We start from the raw sequence: 21,839 nt of genomic DNA, 5'->3' as shown, positions 1-21,839 counted from the left end.
CGTTGATGGCAGGTCCTGCCCGCGCTGTCCGCCAATGGCCAGACCTGCCGCATGGCGTGGCGGACGGGCAAGACAACCGGCCGGAGCCGCTGGCAATCCAGCAACTCCGGCCGTTGCCGCGCGTCAGCGCAGCGCCCAGAGGCTGGTCTGGGTGGCGTCCGGACCGGTCGCCAGGTTGCCGTTGTTGAAGGTGCCGCTGCCGCCGGAGCCGGCCGAGCCGCCGCCGGAGATGCGATCGCCACGCTTCATCACGTACTTGTGGTTCATCGGACGAACCGCATCGAAGTGCGAGTCGCCGCTGCCCGAGTACTCGGCCAGCGTGGCGAGGTTATCGGCGATGTACTGCTCGGTGTACTTCGAGCGGTTCATGTACGTGGTGTTGATGCCGGGGTCGGCCAGGCCGAACATGTCCTGCATCGTGCGCACGAACGAGAAGTGGCTGTACGAGTCCGAGTCCACGATCCGCTTGGGCGCGTTGGGCTGGTTGGTCAGTACACCGAAGATGGTCGGGCCGTCGCCCCGGTTCGACTTGGCATACGTCGGCACGGCGTTGGTGTTGTCCTCGCCGAGCGGCACCGCCGTCTTGACGCCACCGCCCACGTTCCAGCCGCAGCACGACGAGCTGCCGAAAAAGCTCGAGCCTTCGTCGAAGATCAGCACGATGGCCGATCGCTTGTTCGGGTTCGTCCACACCGGCGAGGCCTTGATCTTTTCGACCACATACTTGGCGTACGCATCGCCACGGCTGACGATGGCCGCACCGCCCGTGCAGTTGGCCACGGCCGAACCCGTGCTGTGCATGTCGTCGCACTGGTCCGGCACGATGAAGTTGAGCGCGCCGACGTCGCCGCTTTGCAGGTCATCCTCGAACTGGTGTGTGTTCCAGGTCTTGCCCTTGGCTGCCGCGGCGGCCTCGATCGCGGTGTCCCACTGGCCGCCCCCGATGGTGCGGTTCAGGTTCTTGAAGAAGTCGGGACGGTTGCGCACGTCGTCGAAGTTGACGGCCGGGTGGTGCTTGGTCTTGTACAGGCTGCTGATCATCGGTTCGCTGACGCCGCTGACCGCGTTCACGCCCATGATGGCGGCATTGCCCTTGCCGTCGACGCGCGGATCCTGGTTCGGATCCATCGACTCGCTGTAGACGCGGGTGGGGATGCCGGCCTTGTACATCGCCGCGAACATGTTGCGACGATTCTTCAGGTTGTGGATGGCGGCGTTATTGCAGGCACCAAGCGGCACGAAGGTGTCGGTGGGCGTGTCGGTGGTGTTGCCGGTCGGCATGCAGTTCCAGGGGCTGTCGTCGCTGACGCCCCAGTCGTCGCCGCTGGCGAGCGAGATGTAGTTTGGCTCGCTGGGATTGCCGGTCGAGAAGTAGTTGGCCGCCTTGTTGCCTTCCGTATTCAGATATCCGTAGATATTGGGGAAGTCCGGACGATCGATGGTCTCGTTGCTGTGGTTCTCGAAGATCACCACGAACAGGTGGTCATAGCGCGGAATGCCTTCCGGATTGAAGGCGGCGTCCTGCGCGGCGGTCAGCGTCGTGACCGGGTCGGCCTTCGCATCGGAGGCGTAGCCACGATCGAGCATCGTGGTGGCCAGGGCAAAGCGGTTGGCGAGCGCGTTGGCTTCGGTCAGCAGCGCCTTCCGCGCGTTGGTGTCGGCGACGCCACCGGCATCGGCCACCACGTCGGCGGCGTTGACCGTATTGTTGCCGAAGCTCAGGCGGCTGGCCAGATTGGCGGTGGCGGTCGCATAGTCGAGCTGGTCGGCTTCCATCGTCCGCACCACTTCGGTGGAGAGCGGGCTGATCACGACGCTGGCGCCATTCAGCGATTGTGCCGGCGCGCTGCGCAGGATCATCTTCTTGCCGACGTTGGCGGTGCCGCCGCCCTGGTTCGGGTCGTTGAACGTGCTGTTGGTATCCACCACGGCCACCAGGCTCACGCCCGTGGCGCTTTGCGGCACGGTCAGTTTGAAGCTGCCATCGGCAGCCGTCGCGGTCGAGGTCTCGCCCTTGTCGCACAGGCCGTTGGCATTGGCGTCGGCGCATACGGTGACGTTGCCGAAGGCGATTGCGGTCGGCTTCTGGTCGACGTCGTCGCCGGTGGTCGATTTGGCGTAGTCGATGATGCTGCCGCCGGTGCCATCGGATGCCGACTTGGCGACGCCGGTCGGGTTCTTCATGACGGCGCTGACGACGGAGCCCTGGACGGTGACCGAGGCGGGGGCGGCACCGCCACCACCACTGCTGGCGACGTCGCCACCGTCACCGCCGCAGGCTGCCAGCACGGCGGCGGCGGCGAGGGCGGTAAGCGCGGTGCGAACCTTGGGGGAAGGGACCAGCTGACGATATTGAATGTTCTTATGCATGACGGACCTCTGCGGGTGCTGCTCGCGTGGGACTTTGGGAAGGGGGTTGCCGACGGTCGTTGCCGTCGAGGCCGTGGTGTTCGGCAGCGCGGATACTAGTTCCCTTAAGTGACAATTTAATTTCATTTGAAATTACATGTCGGTACCGTGTATGAATGTATGGACGTTGCATGGCGGCGGTCGCGCGGCCATACTGCGCGGCATCGCGCCCTGCGTTTGCAACGCGCTCCACGCTGACTTCCGTATGTCCTTCGCGCCAGCTTCCCCGCCGACGTCCACGGCGTCCTCGCTTCCCGGCTCGACTTCCGCGTCAACCCGCGCGTCGACGGCTGCGTCACCCGCCACCCAGACCACCATTCATTTCTCTCCTGAACTCGGTGCCTGGATTGCGCGCAGCCTGGGTAACGGCCACGCGCCCGCGCATATCGTCGAAGCGCTGGCCGCGCAGCATTTCGATGCCGTGGTGGCTGGCCAGCTGGTGGCGGCGATCGACCGCGCGCAGCGCGCGGGTGGCCCGTTGCCGGAAGGTTCTCTGACGGTGGCGTTGCCCGCGGCGGCGGCCGCCACGGAGCCACCTGTCCAACGTATTCCACGCATTGGTACCGGCTCCGTTCTCATGGCTGGCGATCGCGAGGTACGCGTCCTGTCGCGCATGGAGCAGCCGGTGATCGCCGTGCTCGAAAGCGTGCTGAGCGCGCAGGAGTGCGATGCGCTGATGACCATGGCAAGGCCGCGCCTGCGGCCTTCGACCACGGTGGATCCGACCACGGGCTTCGATATGGTCAGTGGCGACCGCACCAGCGAAGGCATGTTCTTCCGGCTCGAGGAGAACCCGCTGATCGCGCGTCTCGACCGGCGGATTTCAGCGCTGATGCGGCTACCGGTGGAGAACGGTGAAGGACTGCAGGTGCTGCGTTACAGCGAGGGCGCCCGCAGCGCGCCGCATTTCGATTTCCTGATGCCGACCAATGCCGCGAACCAGGCTTCGATTGCCCGCAGCGGGCAGCGTGTCAGTACCCTCGTGATCTATCTCAATGACGTGCCACAGGGAGGCGAGACGGTATTTCCCGAGGTGGGTTTTGGCGTGACGCCGCGGCGCGGCAATGCGGTGTACTTCGAATATTGCGATGCGCGCCATCAGCTCGACGGCCGCACGCGCCATGCCGGCGCGCCCGTGATCGCGGGCGAGAAATGGGTCGTGACCAAATGGATGCGTCAGCGCAGGTTCGTGCCGGCGCTGACGGCCGACGCGCGCGCATGACCCACGGGCACCACGCGCATGCCGGATGCGCGGCTACGATGTGCGCTCATGGTGTGCGGCACGCGATGCCGGTGACACCACGATCGGGTGGGCGCAAAGAAATACCCCGACGCGCGGGGGCCGTCGGGGTATCAAGAGTTGCCAAGTGCGTTCGGGCCGTGTCGAATGACCCTGCGCGGAAGTTTGACGCCTTAGACCCAAGGCGCCAATAACTCAGGTGAGTTATTGCGCGACGGGTCGGACGCGGCCCAAGAAATGCCGGCAAATCGCCGTTGCCTCGCAGCATTCCGAACAAAAGAACGCGATTCCATGCAATGTTCTTCGAACGCCGCCGGCAGGCTGGTCTGGCTAGCCGTTTGCGTCCGGTTGGCCGGCGCGGCTGGCGAGGGCGGGGTGGTCCGGATAGCGCAGCAGCATTGCGCTGACCACGCCGTTGGTCCAGCCAAATCCATCCTGTAGCGGGTATTCCCCACCCCCGCCGCCTTCGGCACCGTCGCCCTCGCGCTGGAGCCGGTATTTCTCCACGAGCTTGTACTCGCGCGTATAGAGACTGGCCACGGTGGAAAGCCAGCGGCACGCGATGTCGTCGGCGAGGCGGTCGTGGCCATAGTGGCGCAGGCCGCGCACGCCGATCCACTGCAGCGGGGCCCAGCCGTTGGGGCGGTCCCATTGCTGGCCGGAGTCCAGTTCCGTGGTGGCCAATCCGCCTTCTTCGAGCAGCCGGTTGGCCACGGCGTCGGCCACCCGCCCGGCCTGTTCCGGCGTTGCCAGTTGCAGGAAGAGCGGCATCAGCGTGGCTGCCGACAGGTGTGGCCGCAAGGTGCCGAGATGCCAGTCGAAATCGAGAAAGGCTCCCGCATCGTCATCCCACAGGACCGCGCAGATGGCTTCCGCGCGCCGTCGGGCGGCCGCCTCGTAGCGCGCGGCGGCGTCGTGTTCGCCGGCGGCGGCCGACAGGCGGGCCAGGTTGCGCTCGGCGTGCCAGAGGAGCGCGTTGAGGTCGACCGGCAGGATGGCGGTGGTGCGGATGGTGGCGAGGTCGGTGGTGGGCAAGGCGCCACCCCCCGCCGGCATCGACGGCGGCTCGCACCAGCGCGAACTGAAATCCCAGCCCGACTCGGCCGCGGCGCGCAGGTCGCGGAACACCAGGTGCGCGGCGCGCCCGCTGCGGCGCGCGGTTTCCATATCTTCGAGATAGGCTTCCTCGCGCGGATGCGCGCGGTCGTCCCAATAGCGGTTGAGCACGCGGCCGTCCGGCAGCATGACGACCCTGCGGTGCGCGCAACCCGGGCGCAGGTGGTCCACGCCGTCCATCCAGAACGCATATTCCTTGCGCAACTGCGGCAGGTAGGCAAGGGCTTCGCCCACGCCGTGCGTCTCGAACAGATCGGTCATCAGCGAGAACACGGGCGGCTGCGAGCGGCTCAGGTAGTAGGTGCGGGTACCGTTGGGGATCAGGCCGTAGGTGTCGATCAGATAGGCGAAGTTGTCGGCCATCGCACGCAGCAGGTCATGCCGTTCGCTGACGGCAAGGCCGAGCATCGTGAAATAGGAGTCCCAGTAGTACAGCTCGCGGAAGCGCCCCCCAGGCACCACGTACGGCTGCGGCAGCGGCAGCAGCGAACATAGCGGCGGATGCTCGCCCGGCGTGCGCGTCAGCACGGGCCAGAGCCCATCGATATGCTCGCGCAGCGAGCTGTCGGGATTGGATTGATAGTGGTCGTCCGGGATGGTTTCGCGTGCGAAGTGCGCCTGCACGAAGGTTTCGAGCGAGAAGTCGGCGCTATCGCGTTGCTCGCGGTAGCGCGCCAGGATCACGTCCGGCGGTTGCAGCGGGATGCAGTCGGGAAACGTCTTGCTGTCGGCGAACATGCCGCTGGCCTGGACATCGACGAAGAGCTCGCCATAGCGCTCCGCCGGCGATACGGCATCGGGCGCGGCGCAACCTGGCAGGCGGCATGGGTCCGGGCAGGGCAGGTGGGTGACCGAGGGCGCCAGCGAGTGGCAATGCACCGGGCGGGCACCGGTCAGCGGGGTACGCCGCGCGGTGGCATCGGCCTTGGCCGGGCGCGCATGGGCGACAAGGTGTGGAGGGGTATCGGACGTCGGAGGGTTATTGTTCTTCATAGTTCCACAGCAAGCCGCCATCGATGAACAGGGTGGTGCCGGTGATGTAGTCGGCGTCCGCACTCGCCAGGAACGCCGCCAGTCCCGCCACATCCTCGGGCCGGCCGAGGCGATCGAGCGGAATGTTCTCGAGCAGCGCCTCCAGCTGTTTGGCATTCGCCATGAGCTGGCGATTGATGGGGGTCTGGATGGCCCCCGGGGCGATGTTATTGACGGTGATGCCGAGCGGCGCAAGTTCGATCGCCAGGTTGCGCATCATCATGCGCAGGCCACCCTTGCTGGCGCAATAGCTGGTGAAATGCGGGAACGGCAGTTCCTCGTGGACCGAGCTGATATTGATGATCTTGCCGCCACGCCCGGCCGTGCGCAGTTGCTGCACAAAGCTCTGCGTGAGGAAGAACGGGCCCTTGAGATTGGTATCGAGAACGCGGTCGTAATCGGCCTCGGTGACGTCGGTAAAGGCCGCGCGCACCTCGACGCCCGCGTTGTTGACCAGGATGTCGATGCCACGCGCGGCCTGCGCGCCCTGTTCGATCAGCGCGCGTGCGGCCGCAACATTGCCGACGTCGCCGGTGACGACAAACGCGTCGCGACCGGCGGCGCGGATACTGGCGGCGACTTCGTCGGCGTCGGCGCCGGGGTGATGGGCTGCCACGACGATATTCGCGCCTTCCTGCGCGAGTCTCAACGCGATGGCGCGGCCGATGCCGGCGGAACCGCCGGTGACCAGCGCGGTCTTGCCTTGCAGGCGCATGGGGACCTCCGTTGGGGCATTTTATTCCTGTGAGAGTGAGGCCCCGGGGCCAAAGTTCAAAACGGGTCGGCCCGGTCCGGGTCCTTGTCGCGGTCCCCGTCCTGGTCCTTCTCCCTGTCCCTGTCGGGGTCGCGGTCGCAGGCGCCGCGCCCGGTGGTATCGATGCCGAGCGTCTCCAGCACCAGCGCCGCGGCTTGCGCCACACTACCGCCATGCGCGGGCATGATGATATGGGCGAGCTCGCGGTAGATCGGTTCGCGGGCGAGGTAGAGCGCCTCGATCCGCGCGCGTGGATTGTCGGCCTGCAGCAGCGGACGATTGCGGTTGCGCCGGGTGCGCCGCCACACTTCCGCGAGCGACGCTTCGAGATAGATCACACGCCCCCGCGCCCGCAGCATGGCGCGGTTCTCCGGCCGCAGCACGGCGCCACCGCCGGTTGCCAGCACGATGCCCTGGCGTTGCGTAAGTTCGTCGAGCATGCGCGTCTCGCGCTGCCGGAAGCCTTCCTCGCCTTCCACCTCGAAGATGGTCGGAATGCGCACGCCGCAGCGTGTCTCGATTTCCTGGTCGGTATCGAGGAACTGCCGCCCCAGTTGACGGGCAACGGCGCGCCCGATGGTGGTCTTGCCGGCCCCCATGAAACCGATGAAGAAGAGGTTTTCCTGGTCCTTGTCGCAGTGCAAACGGTAGTCCGGGCAATGTTCCGAGCGGTGGTCCAAGCGGTGGTCCAAGCGGTGGTCCAAGCGGGTGTCCAAACGGCCCTACGAGCGACCCTCCGAGCGGTAGTGGTCCGTGCGGTGGTCCATGCGGTGGTCCAGCGCAGGCGCTCGACCGCCGCACCCGAGCGACGCTTGATGCGCTTCTCAGAAAGGTAGCACGAACATGGCGGGATGCAAGCCGGTTGTCAGTCGCTCGCAGCCCATTGCTCCAGCCGGATGACGATATCGGGCGTGATGGCGGCATGGCTGCTCACGTTTCACGACAGCGTGAGGCGCGTCACGCCCGGGGGCGCTGAGGGATGGGACAAATATATGCTGAAAGTATGGCATAAGTCTTAATCATATATTTTACGCCGTAGCATCCCAGTGATACCGTCTCGCTCCAGCAATCCGGCCTGTCGACCGGACGCGCATGGAGGAGACAAGAATGAGATCCGGATTTCCTGGCCAGCAACGTGCGTTGCTGGCGGCCGCATTGGCGGCCACCCTGTTGCTGGGCGCCTGCGGCGGCGGTGACGACGCCCCTGCTACCGCTGGCACGACGCCCCCGCCGTCCACCGGCACTGATGACCCCGGCAATCCGGGGCTGCCCGCGCTGAGCCCGCAGGAAGCCTGTGCCGCGCTGGCGGGCGTGAGCCTGGATGCGTCGCGCATCGCGCTGCCGTCCAATGGCGCCACGGTCAAGTCCGCCACGCTGATTGCTGCCGATGCCACTGGCAATACGCTCGGCGAATACTGCCAGGTGCGTGGCGCGATCGCGCCGCTCGATGCGGCTTCGCAGAGCATCACGTTCGCGGTAAACCTGCCGACCAACTGGAACGGCAAGGGCATCCAGTTTGGCGGTGGCGGATTCGACGGCACACTGATCGACGGGACCGAGACGGTGCGCTTTGCCATGCCGGACGATCCCGCGCCGCTGTCGCGCGGTTATGCAACATGGGGCGACGACTCCGGTCACCAGAGTTCGAGCATTACCGACGGCCGCTTCGCGGCCAACGACGAGCAACTGCAGAACTACGGTGGCGACACGCTCAAGAAAACCCACGACGTGGCCCTTGCGCTGATCCAGCAGCGCTATGGCAAGGCACCGACGCGCGCATACTTCCTCGGCACGTCCACCGGTGGCCGCGACGCGCTGACCTACCTGCAGCGCTGGCCGGCCGACTACGACGGCGTGATCGCCAACGAGCCCGCGCTCAACTACAGCGGCACGCGCCTCTCGAACGTGGCGCTGGGCCGCGCGCTGTACCTCAATGGCGGCGCCGGCTGGCTCAACCTCAACAAGACGCTGCTGGTGCAGAATGCGGTGATGTCGGCCTGCGACACGCTCGACGGCGTAGCCGACAAGGTCATCAGCAATGTCGAGGGCTGCCGCCTGAGTTCGATGCAGGTGCTGCAGAACCTGCAGTGCCCCGGCGGCACCGATACCGGCGACACCTGCCTGTCGACCGCGCAGATCGACACCGTCAAGGTGATCGAGCAACCGTTGCAACTGACCTATCCGATCGCCAACGGCGTCACGGTCGCGGGCGGCTACAACATCCTCGAAGGCGCGCTGGTCGCGGGACCGTTCACCACGCGCGACCTCGGCACGCGTCCGGTCCCGGGCAATCCGGCCACCACGGCCGACGCCAACATGTACCTGACCGGCGACCAGTGGGCCAAGTACTTCGTCACGCGCGACGCCACCTTCGACTCGCTGACGTTCGACCCGGCCAGCCCGGGCTCGTGGACCGCGCGCGTGCAGGCCGTGTCGGCACTGACGGACGCCACCAATCCCAATATCGCGCCGTTCCTCGGCAAGGGGGGCCGCCTGATCCTGCTGCACGGTCTGGCCGACGAAGTGATCAGTCCCAATTCCACCATTAACTGGTTCAAGGCGGTGACGTCGACGGTGGGCCAGACCGCGGTGGACCAGGGCATCCGCTTTTATACGGTGCCGGGCATGGGCCACGGCACCGGCAGCTTCCTGCCGGCCTGGAACTCGCTCACCGCGCTCGAGAACTGGGTCGAGATGGGCGTGGCTCCGGGCACGATGCAGGTCATGGACACCAATGCGCAGACGTTTGGCCGTACGCGTCCGCTGTGCCAGTATCCGGCGTGGCCCAAGTACAGGGGCGGCGGCAGCCCCGATGCCGCGATCAATTACACGTGCGAAGGCGCATCGGGTGTGGTACAGGCCTGCCTGAACATGCCGACCGTGCCGACCACCTGGAAGGGCGGCAATACCAACGGCGAGGAACTGTCTGTGCGCATCGACCCCGCCACGCTGCAATACACGGTGACCGTCGACGCCAGCAACCAGCGCGCCGCGGGCACCGTGCGCAGCGGCCAGCTCGTGCTGCAAAGCGGCTGTACGTATGCCAGCGACGAGAACGGCGCCAGGTTCACGCTCACGGGCGGCGGCGTGCTGGCCGGCGGCGTGGCACCCGCCAGCGGCGGCGGCTTCCTGCCGCTGGTGGCGTTCCAGAACACCACGGCGGACTTCAAGGCCGTGGCCGACATCTACAACGCCAACGGCATCATCAACAACAACGGCACCGTCTCGGTGGTCAACGGCTCGGCACGCATGCGTTCGTCCGCCGCGACGTGGCAGACCTGCACCGACCCGGTTAACAACGGCGGCTACATCGTCTACGACGCCGCCTGTACCACGACTACCAAGGGCTATATCGCCTGGAATGCCGCGCGCAACGCCTTCGATTCGTTCGATACAGGCGCCACCACCGGCACGACTGGCGGCACGGCCAACGGGTCGGTGGTGGGCGGTCTCGTCAACGGCACCCCGGTACCGCTGATCCTGACGCGTACGGCAACGTCGTTCGGCATGAAGATCTATGCCAAGCAGACCACTGTGGCGGCCAACTCCGCCGACGGCAATTTCCGCATGATGTCGACCGACGGATCGCAGTTCGCCGCCCAACTGGCCGGCACCGCCATCACGCGTGACGGGACCACCGGCACGCTGGCGTACAACCTGCCGGTGCTGGGCATTCTCCAGTCCGGCGGCGGCGTCACGCCGACCTATATCAATACCGGCGGCCTGTTGATCGGCACCTCGGCCGGCAAGCTGGAGATCGGCCTGCTGAATTAAAGCAAAAGTCGCGGAAGTGCAGAACTAAGGGGACCCTCGGGTCCCCTTTTTTCTGGTTCATCGAAGAATACCGGGACCTGACTTGCCACATTCCGTATCCTGATGACCGTCAATGTTGGTAGAGTGCGGCACCGGCGGCACGCTAGCAGAAGCGACGTACACTGTCGCGCCAGATGGCGGCGTTGGGTCATCCTCCGCGGCGGTGCCAGGTTGACAGATATCCAGGTTACGCATGAATACAGTTCACAATCGAATCAAGAAAAGATGATCCCTGCGTACACAGATCGGCTTGTCATTCGCCGGCCCAGCCCAGACGACCTGCACGCTTTCTTAGCCTATCGGAACGCTCACGAGAACATGCGACTGCAGCCGATTGAGCGTATGCCTCACGCCGAGGCGCAGACGTTTCTGGCGAGACAGGCCGGGCTCACCTCTGATGCTGACAACTGCTGGCTCATGTTCGCGATAGAACTGAAAGAGAGCGGGGGCATGATCGGAGAGGTCGGAATGTATATCGAATCCGGCAGCAAGCAGACTGGTGATATCGGATGGTCGCTGAATCGGGCTTTTTGGGGGCAAGGTTATGCGACCGAAGCGGCAAAATGGCTCATCGACTACGCATTCGGAGAGCGTCGGTTGCATCGCCTGACCTCGAACGCAAGCACGCAAAATACTGAATCCATCCGCTTGCTGGAGCGCTTGGGCATGCGTCGCGAAGGGACGACGCGCGAAAGCGTGCTCATACACGGTGTGTGGCATGACGAGCATCGGTACGCGATGCTCAGCAGTGAATGGCACGGATAACGCCGGTGATGCACTGTACAACCGAGGACACTGACGCTGGCGAATGTCCGGTCGCCACGGTAGCCCACTGCGATTCGTGCTCCTCGCGATGCTCGATCACCATGCGCACGGCGCGCTCCCGGACTTCCGGGAGAATTTGACTGACGTCCTCATGGACTCCATCCTCTCAAAGAATGGAGCCTCCACTAAACCCGGGGCGGTTCAATACACCCGCTGAACGATTCCATCAGACCGTTGCGTTGACCGGTTGAATCCACATCAAGAAGCGGTCACTCGACCTAGCGCGGTAGCAGGTGCCCTTTTGCAAAGGGGTATTCAGCGTAGTTTTTCTGTGAAGCTCCTAAGCCAAGCTTTGGCCATCGCCGAATACGGGGCATCATCTTTCGTATGGGATTTCATCTCAGCGAGAATCCGGTCCCGCAGCAGGCGCAGCCTTCCTTGCACTTTTGCCCCTGAAGTCCCTTCTAGTACGTCTTGGACATCAGGTCGATCCAGATCCACAATGGCAGCAGCGAGTTCGATAACAAGATCGCCCAGAAACTCCAGGCGCCGAAGAACACGTATTCGGTCTTGTACCAGCTTCAGGCGGTTCAACCCATAAGTCTGGATGGAAACTGCCCCGCGAGTTTGCTGCATGCCATCCCCGGCTGGCAGTACGAGGCCGGCTGCATGCGTTTGGTCGAAGCTAAACGTAAGGCAACTGTCTGGATCATCTCGGCAAGGGTCCAGCAACAAGGCATGCTCGGCTGTAAAGTCCACAGCTTCCGCCAAGGCTCGAACCCCCGTAGCTGCGAGCGGAAAGCTGTCCTTCTTCCCTGCCTGGGTGAGCAGGGGCTTTGCCAGCGCCGCTAGCTGGGCAAGACTCGTGGAGGGTTCCACTAGTACCTGACCTCTACGCCTATTGCAATCCAAACAACTCGGTAATAAGTTGGTCCACTCCATTGCCACCCACCAATAGCCGCTGTGCCCGTTATCTTCTGCAACCGCCCCCTTAGGACGGTAATGTTCGATATCGACCGGCCCTGATGCGTCGTAGAGCGTTTCGCAGTACGCGCATTTCCCGTGGAACAGATTCTCAAGGGCCGCTCGAACATCGTCGCGCTTATATACTTTGTAGACAAAGGCCTTTTTATCGGGATCGGTCGAGACTTGATGATCCCGCGCCTTCTGAAGCTCCTCGGCACCTGCCGCGCCATGGCACAGCGATTGCGGTACAGCCACCTTGCTGCGATCAACTTTGCGCATGATTACAATGACTCAAGCGCAGCTAGGATCTCGGCCTTCGCCTCGTCGCGCAGCCGCTCCAAGGTCCTGCGGCTGACGTCCCGACGACTCTGCAGGAACTTGGCAACCGCCTCTTGCACAATCCTGTGCACCTCCGTTGAACCGACAGGTAGCGCGCTCACAATGTCGGCTTCAAAAGCCTCCAAAACGGCTGCTTCCTCCGCAGAAATCATTTCCCCACGGGCTTTTGCAGCTATCAGATCGGCGATCCTGGCCAAATGTCGGTCTGTGACCGCGTCATCGGTCGAGCGCAACTGAAAGAAATCCGAAGTCAGCAACTGCTCGATACGTAGGTCCTGCACATGTGGAAGTCCATCAAGACGTTCAACAAGGATCGGCAGTTCGCTACGTCTCACACTCTCCATAGCTGAAAGCCGTTGAAGTACGACCACCTCGCCGTCACCCATCCCGCGCAGACACAACGGATCATGAGTCGTCACGATAAAGGTCATCCGAGGCAAGGCTGCGCGCAAGCTGGACATGACCTGCAGCTTCCACCGAGGATGCAGGTGGGCTTCGATCTCATCGACGAGAATGACGCCCCGTGCCAGATGGAATCCCTCGAAATCGGCATAAACGCGTGGATCTAGCAGACCCTTCAGGATGTCGCACAGCATGGCAAGCATGGATCGATAGCCAGATGAAACCGCGTCCAGTGGCGTGCGACTGTAACGGGTCTGTCCGTCTGGCTCGACAACCGACGTGATCATCCGCAACGATCCGTCACCAGAATCCCGTTGAATGACGTCAAACTCCCCATCTATCGACAGCAGGTCGCGAAGTGTCCGGATGACCATGTCAAAGTGTTCTTGCCTAAGCGATCTCAGCCACGGCTCTGGATTCGAGAGCGTACTGCCATCAAACAGGTTGCGAACATGCACGTGAGGCCCCGCCCTATGGACACCTTTCGCGAATCTGCGAAATGCCCCATAGCTGAACACAGGCAAGCGTTGATCCACCAGTGCGCTGTCAACCGTCGCAACCCCTCGCTCGATTGCCAGCCGCACGGAGCTTCCATCTGTCAACGTTAATTCCACAGTACATTCCCGTTGATCGCGCGACGGATTATCAGAGCCAAGCTGCAAAGGATCGAGCACCATGCTCGGCCAAGATAGACGCAGCGCATGACGCGCAGCGATTGGTGCAAGGGTAAGCGCGATGGCCTCCAGGATGGAACTTTTCCCCGTGGCGTTCTCCCCGAGAATGACGAGGGAGGGAACTGGTGGTGGATTGTCGTTCGCCGATGACGCAGGCTCTGGTAACTTCAATTCAAGGCGCTCAATCGACTTGAAGTTGGTCAACTTCACCCCCGCCACGGACGCTTGTGCCGTTCTGAATCCGTTGGCCGCCGTACTCCATCGCTGCACGGGCGGCTCGTTGTCATAGCTTGACGCCGCCCCGAGCGCCCATGCCAGCATGTTTCCCGCATCGTCCTTTTCCATCAGACGCATGAAAAATGCTCGAATCTGCTCGCGCGATACTTGCCGGTTGTGACCTTCAGCCTGATTAATCCACCGTGCAATGCGCCGCAATAGCAGATACCAGGTGCCTCCGAACTCCAACGATGTGAAGTCAAAGAGCGCCTCCCAACTTGCGCTGTCTCGGCTCCTTACTTCGAACAATTCTGTTAAGGCATCGAGGCGCGACTGATAGGCTTGATAGCGTCGATGACGAAGCGATGCACGATTCAGATTGAACACCATCACGGTGGTCTGGCCTTTGCGAGACGTACCCAGCAACTCGCCATCTACTCTGGGACTGAAATGCCTTTCGAAGTAGCGCTCCTCGCATGGATCCAGCAAGAGTGGCCTTTCTTTCGGGGGATAGTTTGGCCATATTCCGTTACCTTCCGACACATAAGCCTCGACCTGAGCCAAGGTAGGCAACGCGGCCCGCGTGCCGTCGACAGGAAACTGCGCCTCGTGCGGCTTACAGCCGCCACAGATGGGCAGTAAATTCTGCCACGCATCGGCGAGCCAGACGTAGTAGAGATGTGCCTCACTCACGTGGGGCAACGGCAGCGCATTTGCCGCGGGCCGGAACCGATGGACAAACAAATCGTCCTTGCCTTCACAGAACGCGCACCGATGCCCACTGAATTGCACCACAGCCTGGAGCAAACGATCGTTGGAGGAGCTTATTCCAACGGATGGCACACTAGTCTGGGCGCGGCGTTCCGGTTGATGCGCCCAGTAATTTCGCATCATTTTCCGGGACCGGTGCGCCTCCTCCGATCGCAGTACGTCAGGCGGCATACTGGGGCGGCTAATTGGCTGCATCCTGCTCCCCTTTGGTTGTCCCGGCAACAATCGGAAGCCTGTCCAAGCGACGTGCAAGCACAACTACGTCCGCATCGTGCCAAGCAGGAACGTCACCATCTTGCACCGCCTTTTCGTAGGCACGCTTGCGCATGTGAGCTCTGTAGGACGGCACGGGATGGGTGGTCGAAAGCTCGACAATAGCTCGCCACGCCAATTCACCCGGAATTCCCATGAGCAACGCAAACATCTGCTCGCGTGCGTCCTGAGCGTCATCTCGCAGCGTCGGGGAATAGACCCCCTTGCCGGCGTGATCGATATCTTCGGCCACCCGAACGAAGCGATGCGTCGTCGTGTAAAGCGCACTCAGATATGTGGGAGTCTTGAATTTTCCAAACATTGGGCTCCCTTCCCTGCGGCCGCCCATCAGGGCAACACTCAGGAGGCATGTGAACTTGACAGCGTCCCCAATATTTCCAGCCTCGTAGCATCGATGGAGTTCCGCCATTGCGAGGGCAGGATCCGCATCAATCCGCATCGCAAACCAAGTGGGCAGTTGGCTTTCTGGCGTCTCAGCGTCTGCGATCTTGCTCGCGGCTAGCGCCGCTACTTGCTCCGACGATATGTCTCCGGCCATCAAAATGGCGCGGCAATAGCGCATACACTCATCACTTGACGGATGATTGTGGCACAGCCATTCATACATCAAAGCGCTGAGCTCTGCATGCAGCCACGGCGCGTAGTAGACAACGTCGTGCAACATGTAGTGCATGGGCACGCCCGGCTGACTGTTCTGAAGCTCCCAGGCCATCTCATTCCAAATACTGAGCCTAGAGATCGATGGCCAAACCTTAAAGAACTGTTCGAACCACGCAGGAAATCCGTTCAGCTCCCAGGGCGTGTAGCGAACCGCAAGCATGGCGTCAGCTTCAGTCAGGGCCTCTGCCCCCCGTTCGCCGAGCTCGATCTCCAGACCCGCCATCGCGAACAACAATGCATACGGAACACTGCTGCGGTCTGCGCCTTCCGATCTCAAGCTTGGTCGGTATTGGCGCCAGAATTGGATCGCTGCATTCCTGTAGGCCCTGGCTACTGCAGTCCCGAACTCAGGGATTAGCCTTTTCCAATCGCTTCTGCCGCGTCCTCGGTCACCGGTATTGCCTTCCTCCAGTATGCGCAGCAGGTGGTACTGGGCGCCGTTGAACTCTCTTTCCTGTTCATCCACGGGAAAGACAAGCGCCGGGTTGGAGACAAGCTGGGCAACGAAGGCTGCTCTATCCGCCGCTTCCTTAGCAGTTCGGCGTTTCTGCCTGCGCTCGAAATCACGAGTGCTTCTCTGATGTCGAGCGACATCAGCCGGCACGGTCGGGTTAAGTAAGGTCGCCAACGACGCTTCCAATTGGGCTTCACCTGCGACCGCAGCGCGCAGTTCAACCAACCAAGCCTTAGGTCTAGTGTTTTCGTTGTAAGTGCGTACCGCGCGCGAAAGTGCGACCTGCCGATCCTCTAAAAATGCCCGGGTACGAACCCACCCCAGGAGTCGCGGAAAGTCCGTCAGATCGAACGCCCAGTAGTGCCCCATCCAACTACATTGCCAATCGTCGGTTAGATTTTTGCCCTCCTGGGCGAATGCCCGACGGCGCTCCGTCACTGTCCACCAGTAAAGCGCATCATTGAGTTCGATCCAACGCGGAACAAGTTCCTGCACTTTCATCTGGCGATCCCGATGGCCTTGGCGATCCCAGAACGACACGGTCGGTGCTTCTGCGAGCACCGCTAACGATACGTCGGACAGTGCTGTCGGCGATCGTGCCTCGATAAGACGCTCGACACTGAGTAGCGCGAGTCGAACCAACCAACGATGCGCCTTTGGCATATGGCGCCCATCACCGACCGCGCCCGCCGTTGCAGTCCAAAGTCGTCGCAGTCCTTCGACGAGGCTCATGAGCGGTTGCCGCGCCATCGGATCCGGCAGAATTGGTAATCGGTCGATAAAGCTCTCAAATGCCCGACTTAATCCGGTAACTTCATTCTCGTTGTACTCCTCGAGTCTCGATAACGAGGCCAGTGCCAGGTCCACTGCGTCCGCACATGCCGGCGCGTTGTCGACGATCTCCGCAAAATGTCGGCGCGGGACGGGAGGCCTAGCATTAATTTGCCGCCATAGCTCGAAGAATTGTGCGGGCGTACCCACACTGCCCACCGCACGGATCGAGACAAGCCGGGCGTAGATGCCCCGGGAAGGATCTGTCGCAATACTAGCGAGAGGCGCTACACATGCATGCATCTGTCCCTGCCAAACGATTCGCGCCAGGACAAAGATTGCATTATCGTTGTGAAAATATGACTCTATTTGCGTGGCGACCACATCGGACAAATCGACATGCGCAATCCTGGAAACTTCGGCATTGTCCAGACCCCGGAGTGACCCCTCCGAATCAGCGACATTCCGCATCAAGGTCTCGAGTAACGTCCGTCGCTCGCTGAGCGGCAGGCTTGCCGCATCGCCACCCTCCAACGCGACCTCGGGATACGTGCGGAGAACTTTGCGACAGATTGGTTCATCGAAAAGAACCATCCAAGAGAGAACGGAACGCAGTCGAGGTGGAAGAATTTCCTCAGCATACTGCCGCCTAATCATCAAGCCCTCGAGGTGAGCGCGTGCCCCCTCTCGCCGCATCTTTGATGCAATCCAGCACGCAGCCAAGAGCTCCCGCACCTCCCGATGACGAAAGCGGACGACCCCGTAAATCGGCTCGGCAAACAACCCGCATCGCAGCAGCTCTGCAATTCTCGACTCCGGCCAATCCTTCAACAACATCCGTGCGTCGATTGCGTTCGAGCCAGTAGCCGCTACGAGAGAAATGTTCGGCTGCCCCGTCAGCACCGTGGCGATCGCCAGCAATTCGGCACCGGCCCGTGCACTTTCGACTGAGGCCGCCTCGACACCCTGATTCAAACGGCGGTCAATTCCCATCTGCAGAATATTTAGGCGGGAACCGAATGAACGATGCTCGCGCCATACGGCAATCAGATCATAAAGGTCAAACGGCAAGCGCGCGATCCCGAACAAACGGCCACGCTCCACGGCCGCTAAGAACTCGCTTGCATTGTCAATGCCGTTGTGATCCGCAAACACGCTGATATCCGCGTCGCTCAGCGGGGCGAGCATGTAGAGATGAAGCACGGGTTCGTCATCGACAACGAGATTCGGAACGACGCGTAGCGCACGCTCCGCAGCCACTTCGTCTGACGCAAGGTCGTCCGGCGACCCGCTCTCATCCAGCACCCATTTCTCGACCGAGGAGGGCAATACCTCTTCGATCAAAGCCCGATCACTCACCGCCCTCCAAGCATACGGGCGGCTCGAAAGGTAGATACGCGCGCGCTGACGCGCGCCTCGAATTTGCCCGGCGAACGTACGGATAGCGTTCTCGAAAGCCCGAGGCTCGGCGAGCCTCACTTCATCGACGGAATCCAGAAAGAACCAGGCCTGTTCCGATCCATCGAGCCATTCCCGAAATCGCTCTGCGGTGCCGATCTCGAAAGCCGCAGCAAAAGCCTCGGTGATATCCTCAATCCGGATAAAGAAGGCGTATCGACCTTGATTAACGAGCCGCTTCGCAGTCGCCGCCAGTTCGAACGTCTTTCCCGACCCTGCCTCTGCCAGGATGACAACACGCGACTCATTTAGTAGATCGTCCCAAGATTTTCGGTGCGCACCATTGGCGCCTGGCCACACCTCGTCCAGCGGATGGTCATCCCGCTGGTAGGCCTCCGGGACAGCCACGAATCCACGTCGAAGCGGCACTGTCTGCATGAAAGAGATCCAGAAAGGAGAGTTTTAAGCTATTTTCGCTGATAACGAACACCGCATGGTGCAAGCCCTTGCTGAGCCAACCCCAACACGTCTCGCGGTAACGGCAACGACCGCGGCAAGAGATCGAGCCATTGCCGGAGGCAATCGCATGATTATTGGAGGCCTCGCGGAACCCGATTATGACGCATTACCCACCTAATTGCGTCTGCGTCGTATACCGCGGGAAGATTGTTTCGCGCCGCAGTGGGCGCCATAGTGCACAGAGCCGGCACCATCCCCGGCGGCCGTTTGATTGACCGTAAGCGCGACTACCTAAGCCTGTTTATAGCGACATCTATTCGATCAACGGCGCCATTCGCCACCGGACGTCAACGAAACGATCGATGGAAAGATCAAGGGTGAACGACGATTGCCACGCTTCGGAGCGATATAGTCGCCCGGTGTCAACGCCAATCGAATGTTGCATGGATGCGGCGGTCGAAAATTGCATGGTCGGGGTCTGTCACGTGATAGCTCTCGTTCGCCGGGAGCGCCGATTTGAATCTGGTGGATCTAACAGGTCGTCGCGCAAAGCGCGAAGATGCTCGGCATGTTCACGCATGCGATAACTGTTGCCGCGGATGTTCACCAGATGGCAGTGATGGAGGACTCGATCGATGAGACCCGCTGCCATGACTTCGTCGCCGAACACAGAGCCCCATTCCTCAAATCCCTTGTTTGACGTCAGTATCGTCGATGCTCGCTCGTAACGCCGATTCATGAGCTGGAAGAAGAGCATGGCACCCGAGTGAGTGATAGGCAAGTAGCCGATCTCGTCGACAACCAGAACCGCCGGGTGAGAAAGCACTGCGAGTCGGCGCATTAGCTGACCACCGGCCTGAGCTTCTTCGAGAGACCCGATCAGATCGATCAGCGTGCCGTAGTACACGCGACGACCGCGCTGCGCGGCGGCGATGGCAAGGCTGATCGCGAGATGGCTTTTGCCCACCCCTGGAGGACCAAGGAGGATGACGTTCTCCTTGCGCTCTACGAAACCAAGCTCATGCAGGCTCTCAATCTGCTCGCGCTTAATAGAGGGTTGGAAGGCGAAATCGAAGCCCTCCAGCGTCTTTATTGCAGGCAGGCGGGAAGAACGCATTGCCGCCTGAAGCCGGCGATTGTTGCGTAGCATGATCTGAGCGCCGAGCAGACGTTGGATAGCTTCGGAGGCGGTGAGCTGGCACCATCGACTTCGCTGAGAATCTGATCCGTCGCTTCCAGCGCTCCCGGCATCTTGAGGTCTGCCAGCATGCTCCGAATCGAGTCCCGAGGGGAGCGTGCATTGTTCATCGAAAGCCTCCCGTCAGATTGCGATAGACGCTCAGCGGGCGACGTTCTACCTGCGGCAAAGACAGCGGCAACTTGGTCTGCCTCGTATCGGGTGTCGTGACAACACCGCGATACGCTGTTCGCGCCAAAGGCTGCAGCGTGGCAAGCTCGCCTCGCAGGAATCGAACGTCCGGCGCCTCGCCTGTGGTCCGATGAATGCGTCTATTGGCCTTCTGGGTAACCCACGATATTGCTTGCGCGTTCAGATCGGCATCATTGAGGAAGGATCGGCCGTAAAAAAAGCTCTGTCGAACATAGCCAATCGGTCGTTCCACCTTCCCCTTAGTTTGAGCGCGGTACGGACGACAGGCCCGGATGCGGAAACCCCAGTGTGCGGCGAAGCGCGCGAACTCCGCGTTCTCGAGTACCTTCCCGCCCTTGGGGCGTTGGTCTTCGACCACCACGGCCTTCATCTGATCGAATAACAACTCGACGGGCACACCGCCAAAAAAGGCGAATGCTTGCTCCAAGCCACGCATCAGAACCCCCATGCTCTGACGTGGATAGAACTGCAGCCAAAGACGTCTCGAGTAGCTCAACACTACGAGCAAGGCGTATCGCTTGCCCCACGGCAAACGAAACTCGGCGAAGTCGACCTGAGCCTGGCGGCCCGCGGGAGTCTCGAAGCGCACGACCGGCTCCGGCACTGCGCCCGGGCGAGCCTTGCGTACGAACTCCTTGACCTGCGTATAGCCGCCCTCATACCCGGCCGCGCGGATCTCCTCGAACAAGCGCGTAGCACTCAGCCTTGGATACTCCGCCAGCCTCGCTGTGATGATGCCGCTGAACCGATCGAGCTTGCGCGGCACCACCGGCCGAGGACCGTAGCGCACCGGCGCTTGGTCCCGGCCTCGGTGTAGTTGGCCTGAATCAATCCAGTAGTAAAGCGTGCGAAGGCTCACGCCCAGTTGCCGGGCGATCTCAGCCTTGGGCAGGCCTTGCTCCAGGTAGTGACGCAATAGCACGCGTTGTTCCCTCCCGTACATGGCCAGCTCCACACTCTCTCGTGAAGCCACCACCTTGCACGACCGTGCAAAATTCGTCCGCCAATACCATGCAATTTACGTCCGCCACCCACACCCGGCGCTGAACGTCTGTTTCGGGCGCCTCTACGGTCGATGCGACCTGATGGGACAAATGACTGACAAGGGTCGTTCTGCGACCCACAATCCCCCCGCAAATCGGCGTAGAACCACTTTCTTGCCCTGCCGGCCTCCGCGTAGCGCTGACCAGTCCGCAGCGATCAGTCCGCGGCGTCCTTGCGGCACAGGCAGTAGACAAACTGCTGGACGGTGCCAAACGGTGTGGCGTGCGCCTCTCGCTCGTGTCGCAATAATGTGAAAGGCGTGCCGAACTCCGCGTGCAATGCATCCGCGCTGTAGCGCCGTACCGGCAGGCCGCTGCACTGTTCCGGGCCGTCCTCGGCAAAGGTTGCGACGATCACGCTGCCGCCGGGCCTGACGGCGCGCAGCACCGCGCGCACATAGGCGGCGCGCGCCTCGTCGCTGGTCAGGAAATGGAACACCGCGCGGTCGTGCCAGACGTCGTAGCGATGGCGCGGCAACGCCGCCGTGGTGATATCGTCCGCCAGCCATGTCACGCGATCCGCTTGCGCCCCCAGGCGTGCACGCGCAACGTCCAGCGCCGCCCGGGACAGGTCGAGCACCGTCAGATCGGTATGGCCGGCCGCCAGCAGATCGTCCACCAGTGTCGAGGCCCCGCCCCCGACATCGATGATGGCGCCGTCTTGCCCCGCGCCGGTAAGCCGGATCAGCTCGACCGAGCGGTGCGCGTGCGGCTGGAACCAGCTGACACTCGCGGCGGACCTGGTGCCGTAGACATGCTCCCAGTGAGCTTTGGTCTGCATTTCTGTCGTTCTCTCATGCAAAGGCGTTCACCGGGCGCCGGCCGGCACGGCCGAAGGCATTCGCGGGTGACATGCCTCAGTATGCGCCGGCGCGCGTCGCAGCGCACGGCGCC

At 62.2% G+C, this 21,839-nt stretch carries 12 protein-coding genes and 1 pseudogene; 3 read left to right on the top strand and 10 right to left on the bottom strand.

Annotation, left to right across the window (positions count from 1 at the left end; translation table 11 throughout):
- Positions 1–123 precede the first annotated feature (123 nt).
- On the bottom strand, positions 124–2,370 hold the full coding sequence (locus tag DFLDMN_RS28020) for an alkaline phosphatase family protein (protein WP_423199004.1): 2,247 nt from the start codon (positions 2,368–2,370) through the stop codon (positions 124–126).
- 244 nt (positions 2,371–2,614) lie between these two features.
- Between DFLDMN_RS28020 and DFLDMN_RS28015 the strand changes: the two genes are divergently transcribed.
- A complete protein-coding gene (locus DFLDMN_RS28015) occupies positions 2,615–3,631 on the top strand; it encodes a 2OG-Fe(II) oxygenase (protein ID WP_423199003.1) in 1,017 nt (338 codons plus the stop codon).
- A 348-nt stretch (positions 3,632–3,979) separates the two neighbouring features.
- On the opposite strand, the gene treF is transcribed toward DFLDMN_RS28015, so the two are convergent.
- The 3 genes from treF to DFLDMN_RS28000 are packed head-to-tail and all read right to left on the bottom strand — an operon-like array spanning position 3,980 to position 7,150.
- Positions 3,980–5,758: an alpha,alpha-trehalase TreF gene (treF, locus tag DFLDMN_RS28010; RefSeq protein WP_423199002.1), complete on the bottom strand. Its 1,779-nt coding sequence runs from the start codon at positions 5,756–5,758 to the stop codon at positions 3,980–3,982.
- Complete coding sequence (locus DFLDMN_RS28005) at positions 5,745–6,512, bottom strand: SDR family NAD(P)-dependent oxidoreductase (protein WP_423199001.1); 768 nt, start codon at positions 6,510–6,512, stop codon at positions 5,745–5,747. Before DFLDMN_RS28005 ends, treF begins: the two co-directional genes overlap by 14 nt.
- 56 nt (positions 6,513–6,568) lie before the next feature.
- Positions 6,569–7,150, bottom strand: a complete 582-nt coding sequence (locus DFLDMN_RS28000) for a shikimate kinase (protein ID WP_423200597.1) — start codon at positions 7,148–7,150, stop codon at positions 6,569–6,571.
- Between the two features lie 508 nt (positions 7,151–7,658).
- On the opposite strand from DFLDMN_RS28000, the gene DFLDMN_RS27995 reads away from it, so the two are divergent.
- Positions 7,659–10,325 carry a tannase/feruloyl esterase family alpha/beta hydrolase gene (locus tag DFLDMN_RS27995; RefSeq protein ID WP_423199000.1) on the top strand — a complete coding sequence of 889 codons (2,667 nt, stop codon included), beginning with the start codon at positions 7,659–7,661 and terminating at the stop codon, positions 10,323–10,325.
- Between the two features lie 102 nt (positions 10,326–10,427).
- Positions 10,428–11,129, top strand: coding sequence for a GNAT family N-acetyltransferase (locus tag DFLDMN_RS27990; protein ID WP_423198999.1), 702 nt, complete (start codon positions 10,428–10,430; stop codon positions 11,127–11,129).
- A gap of 315 nt (positions 11,130–11,444) precedes the next feature.
- Here DFLDMN_RS27990 and DFLDMN_RS27985 read toward each other — a convergent pair whose 3' ends face one another.
- The 6 genes and pseudogenes from DFLDMN_RS27985 to DFLDMN_RS27960 form a co-directional block, all read right to left on the bottom strand.
- Positions 11,445–12,374: a hypothetical protein gene (locus tag DFLDMN_RS27985; RefSeq protein ID WP_423198998.1), complete on the bottom strand. Its 930-nt coding sequence runs from the start codon at positions 12,372–12,374 to the stop codon at positions 11,445–11,447.
- Between the two features lie 2 nt (positions 12,375–12,376).
- Positions 12,377–14,620, bottom strand: a complete 2,244-nt coding sequence (locus DFLDMN_RS27980; protein WP_423198997.1) for an AAA family ATPase — start codon at positions 14,618–14,620, stop codon at positions 12,377–12,379.
- 58 nt (positions 14,621–14,678) lie between these two features.
- Positions 14,679–18,491, bottom strand: coding sequence for an NACHT domain-containing protein (locus DFLDMN_RS27975; protein WP_423198996.1), 3,813 nt, complete (start codon positions 18,489–18,491; stop codon positions 14,679–14,681).
- A gap of 502 nt (positions 18,492–18,993) precedes the next feature.
- Positions 18,994–19,716 (bottom strand): annotated as a pseudogene (gene istB, locus DFLDMN_RS27970) (IS21-like element helper ATPase IstB); the annotation flags it as partial.
- Positions 19,717–19,816: 100 nt separating this feature from the next.
- On the bottom strand, positions 19,817–20,857 hold the full coding sequence (gene istA, locus DFLDMN_RS27965) for an IS21 family transposase (RefSeq protein WP_423198995.1): 1,041 nt from the start codon (positions 20,855–20,857) through the stop codon (positions 19,817–19,819).
- Positions 20,858–21,102: 245 nt separating this feature from the next.
- Positions 21,103–21,726 (bottom strand): class I SAM-dependent methyltransferase, encoded by a 624-nt coding sequence (locus DFLDMN_RS27960; RefSeq protein WP_423198994.1) that lies wholly within the window; start codon positions 21,724–21,726, stop codon positions 21,103–21,105.
- Between the last annotated feature and the right edge of the window lie 113 nt (positions 21,727–21,839).

It is taken from the genome of Cupriavidus sp. H19C3 (assembly GCF_049393815.1).
Classification (GTDB): Bacteria; Pseudomonadota; Gammaproteobacteria; order Burkholderiales; family Burkholderiaceae; genus Cupriavidus.
Note: the sequence above shows the minus strand (reverse complement) of the source record. Positions and strands in the feature narration are given on the sequence as shown.

Bases quoted from the DNA above. Each gene is read 5' to 3' on its own strand.
- treF (WP_423199002.1), bottom strand. From the start codon at position 5,758: ATGAAGAACAATAACCCTCCGACGTCCGATACCCCTCCACACCTTGTC.
- DFLDMN_RS28015 (WP_423199003.1), top strand. From the start codon at position 2,615: ATGTCCTTCGCGCCAGCTTCCCCGCCGACGTCCACGGCGTCCTCGCTT.
- DFLDMN_RS27985 (WP_423198998.1), bottom strand. From the start codon at position 12,374: ATGCGCAAAGTTGATCGCAGCAAGGTGGCTGTACCGCAATCGCTGTGC.
- DFLDMN_RS27960 (WP_423198994.1), bottom strand. From the start codon at position 21,726: ATGCAGACCAAAGCTCACTGGGAGCATGTCTACGGCACCAGGTCCGCC.
- DFLDMN_RS28005 (WP_423199001.1), bottom strand. From the start codon at position 6,512: ATGCGCCTGCAAGGCAAGACCGCGCTGGTCACCGGCGGTTCCGCCGGC.
- DFLDMN_RS27990 (WP_423198999.1), top strand. From the start codon at position 10,428: ATGACCGTCAATGTTGGTAGAGTGCGGCACCGGCGGCACGCTAGCAGA.
- DFLDMN_RS27975 (WP_423198996.1), bottom strand. From the start codon at position 18,491: ATGCAGACAGTGCCGCTTCGACGTGGATTCGTGGCTGTCCCGGAGGCC.
- DFLDMN_RS27980 (WP_423198997.1), bottom strand. From the start codon at position 14,620: ATGATGCGAAATTACTGGGCGCATCAACCGGAACGCCGCGCCCAGACT.
- DFLDMN_RS27995 (WP_423199000.1), top strand. From the start codon at position 7,659: ATGAGATCCGGATTTCCTGGCCAGCAACGTGCGTTGCTGGCGGCCGCA.
- DFLDMN_RS28000 (WP_423200597.1), bottom strand. From the start codon at position 7,150: ATGGGGGCCGGCAAGACCACCATCGGGCGCGCCGTTGCCCGTCAACTG.
- DFLDMN_RS28020 (WP_423199004.1), bottom strand. From the start codon at position 2,370: ATGCATAAGAACATTCAATATCGTCAGCTGGTCCCTTCCCCCAAGGTT.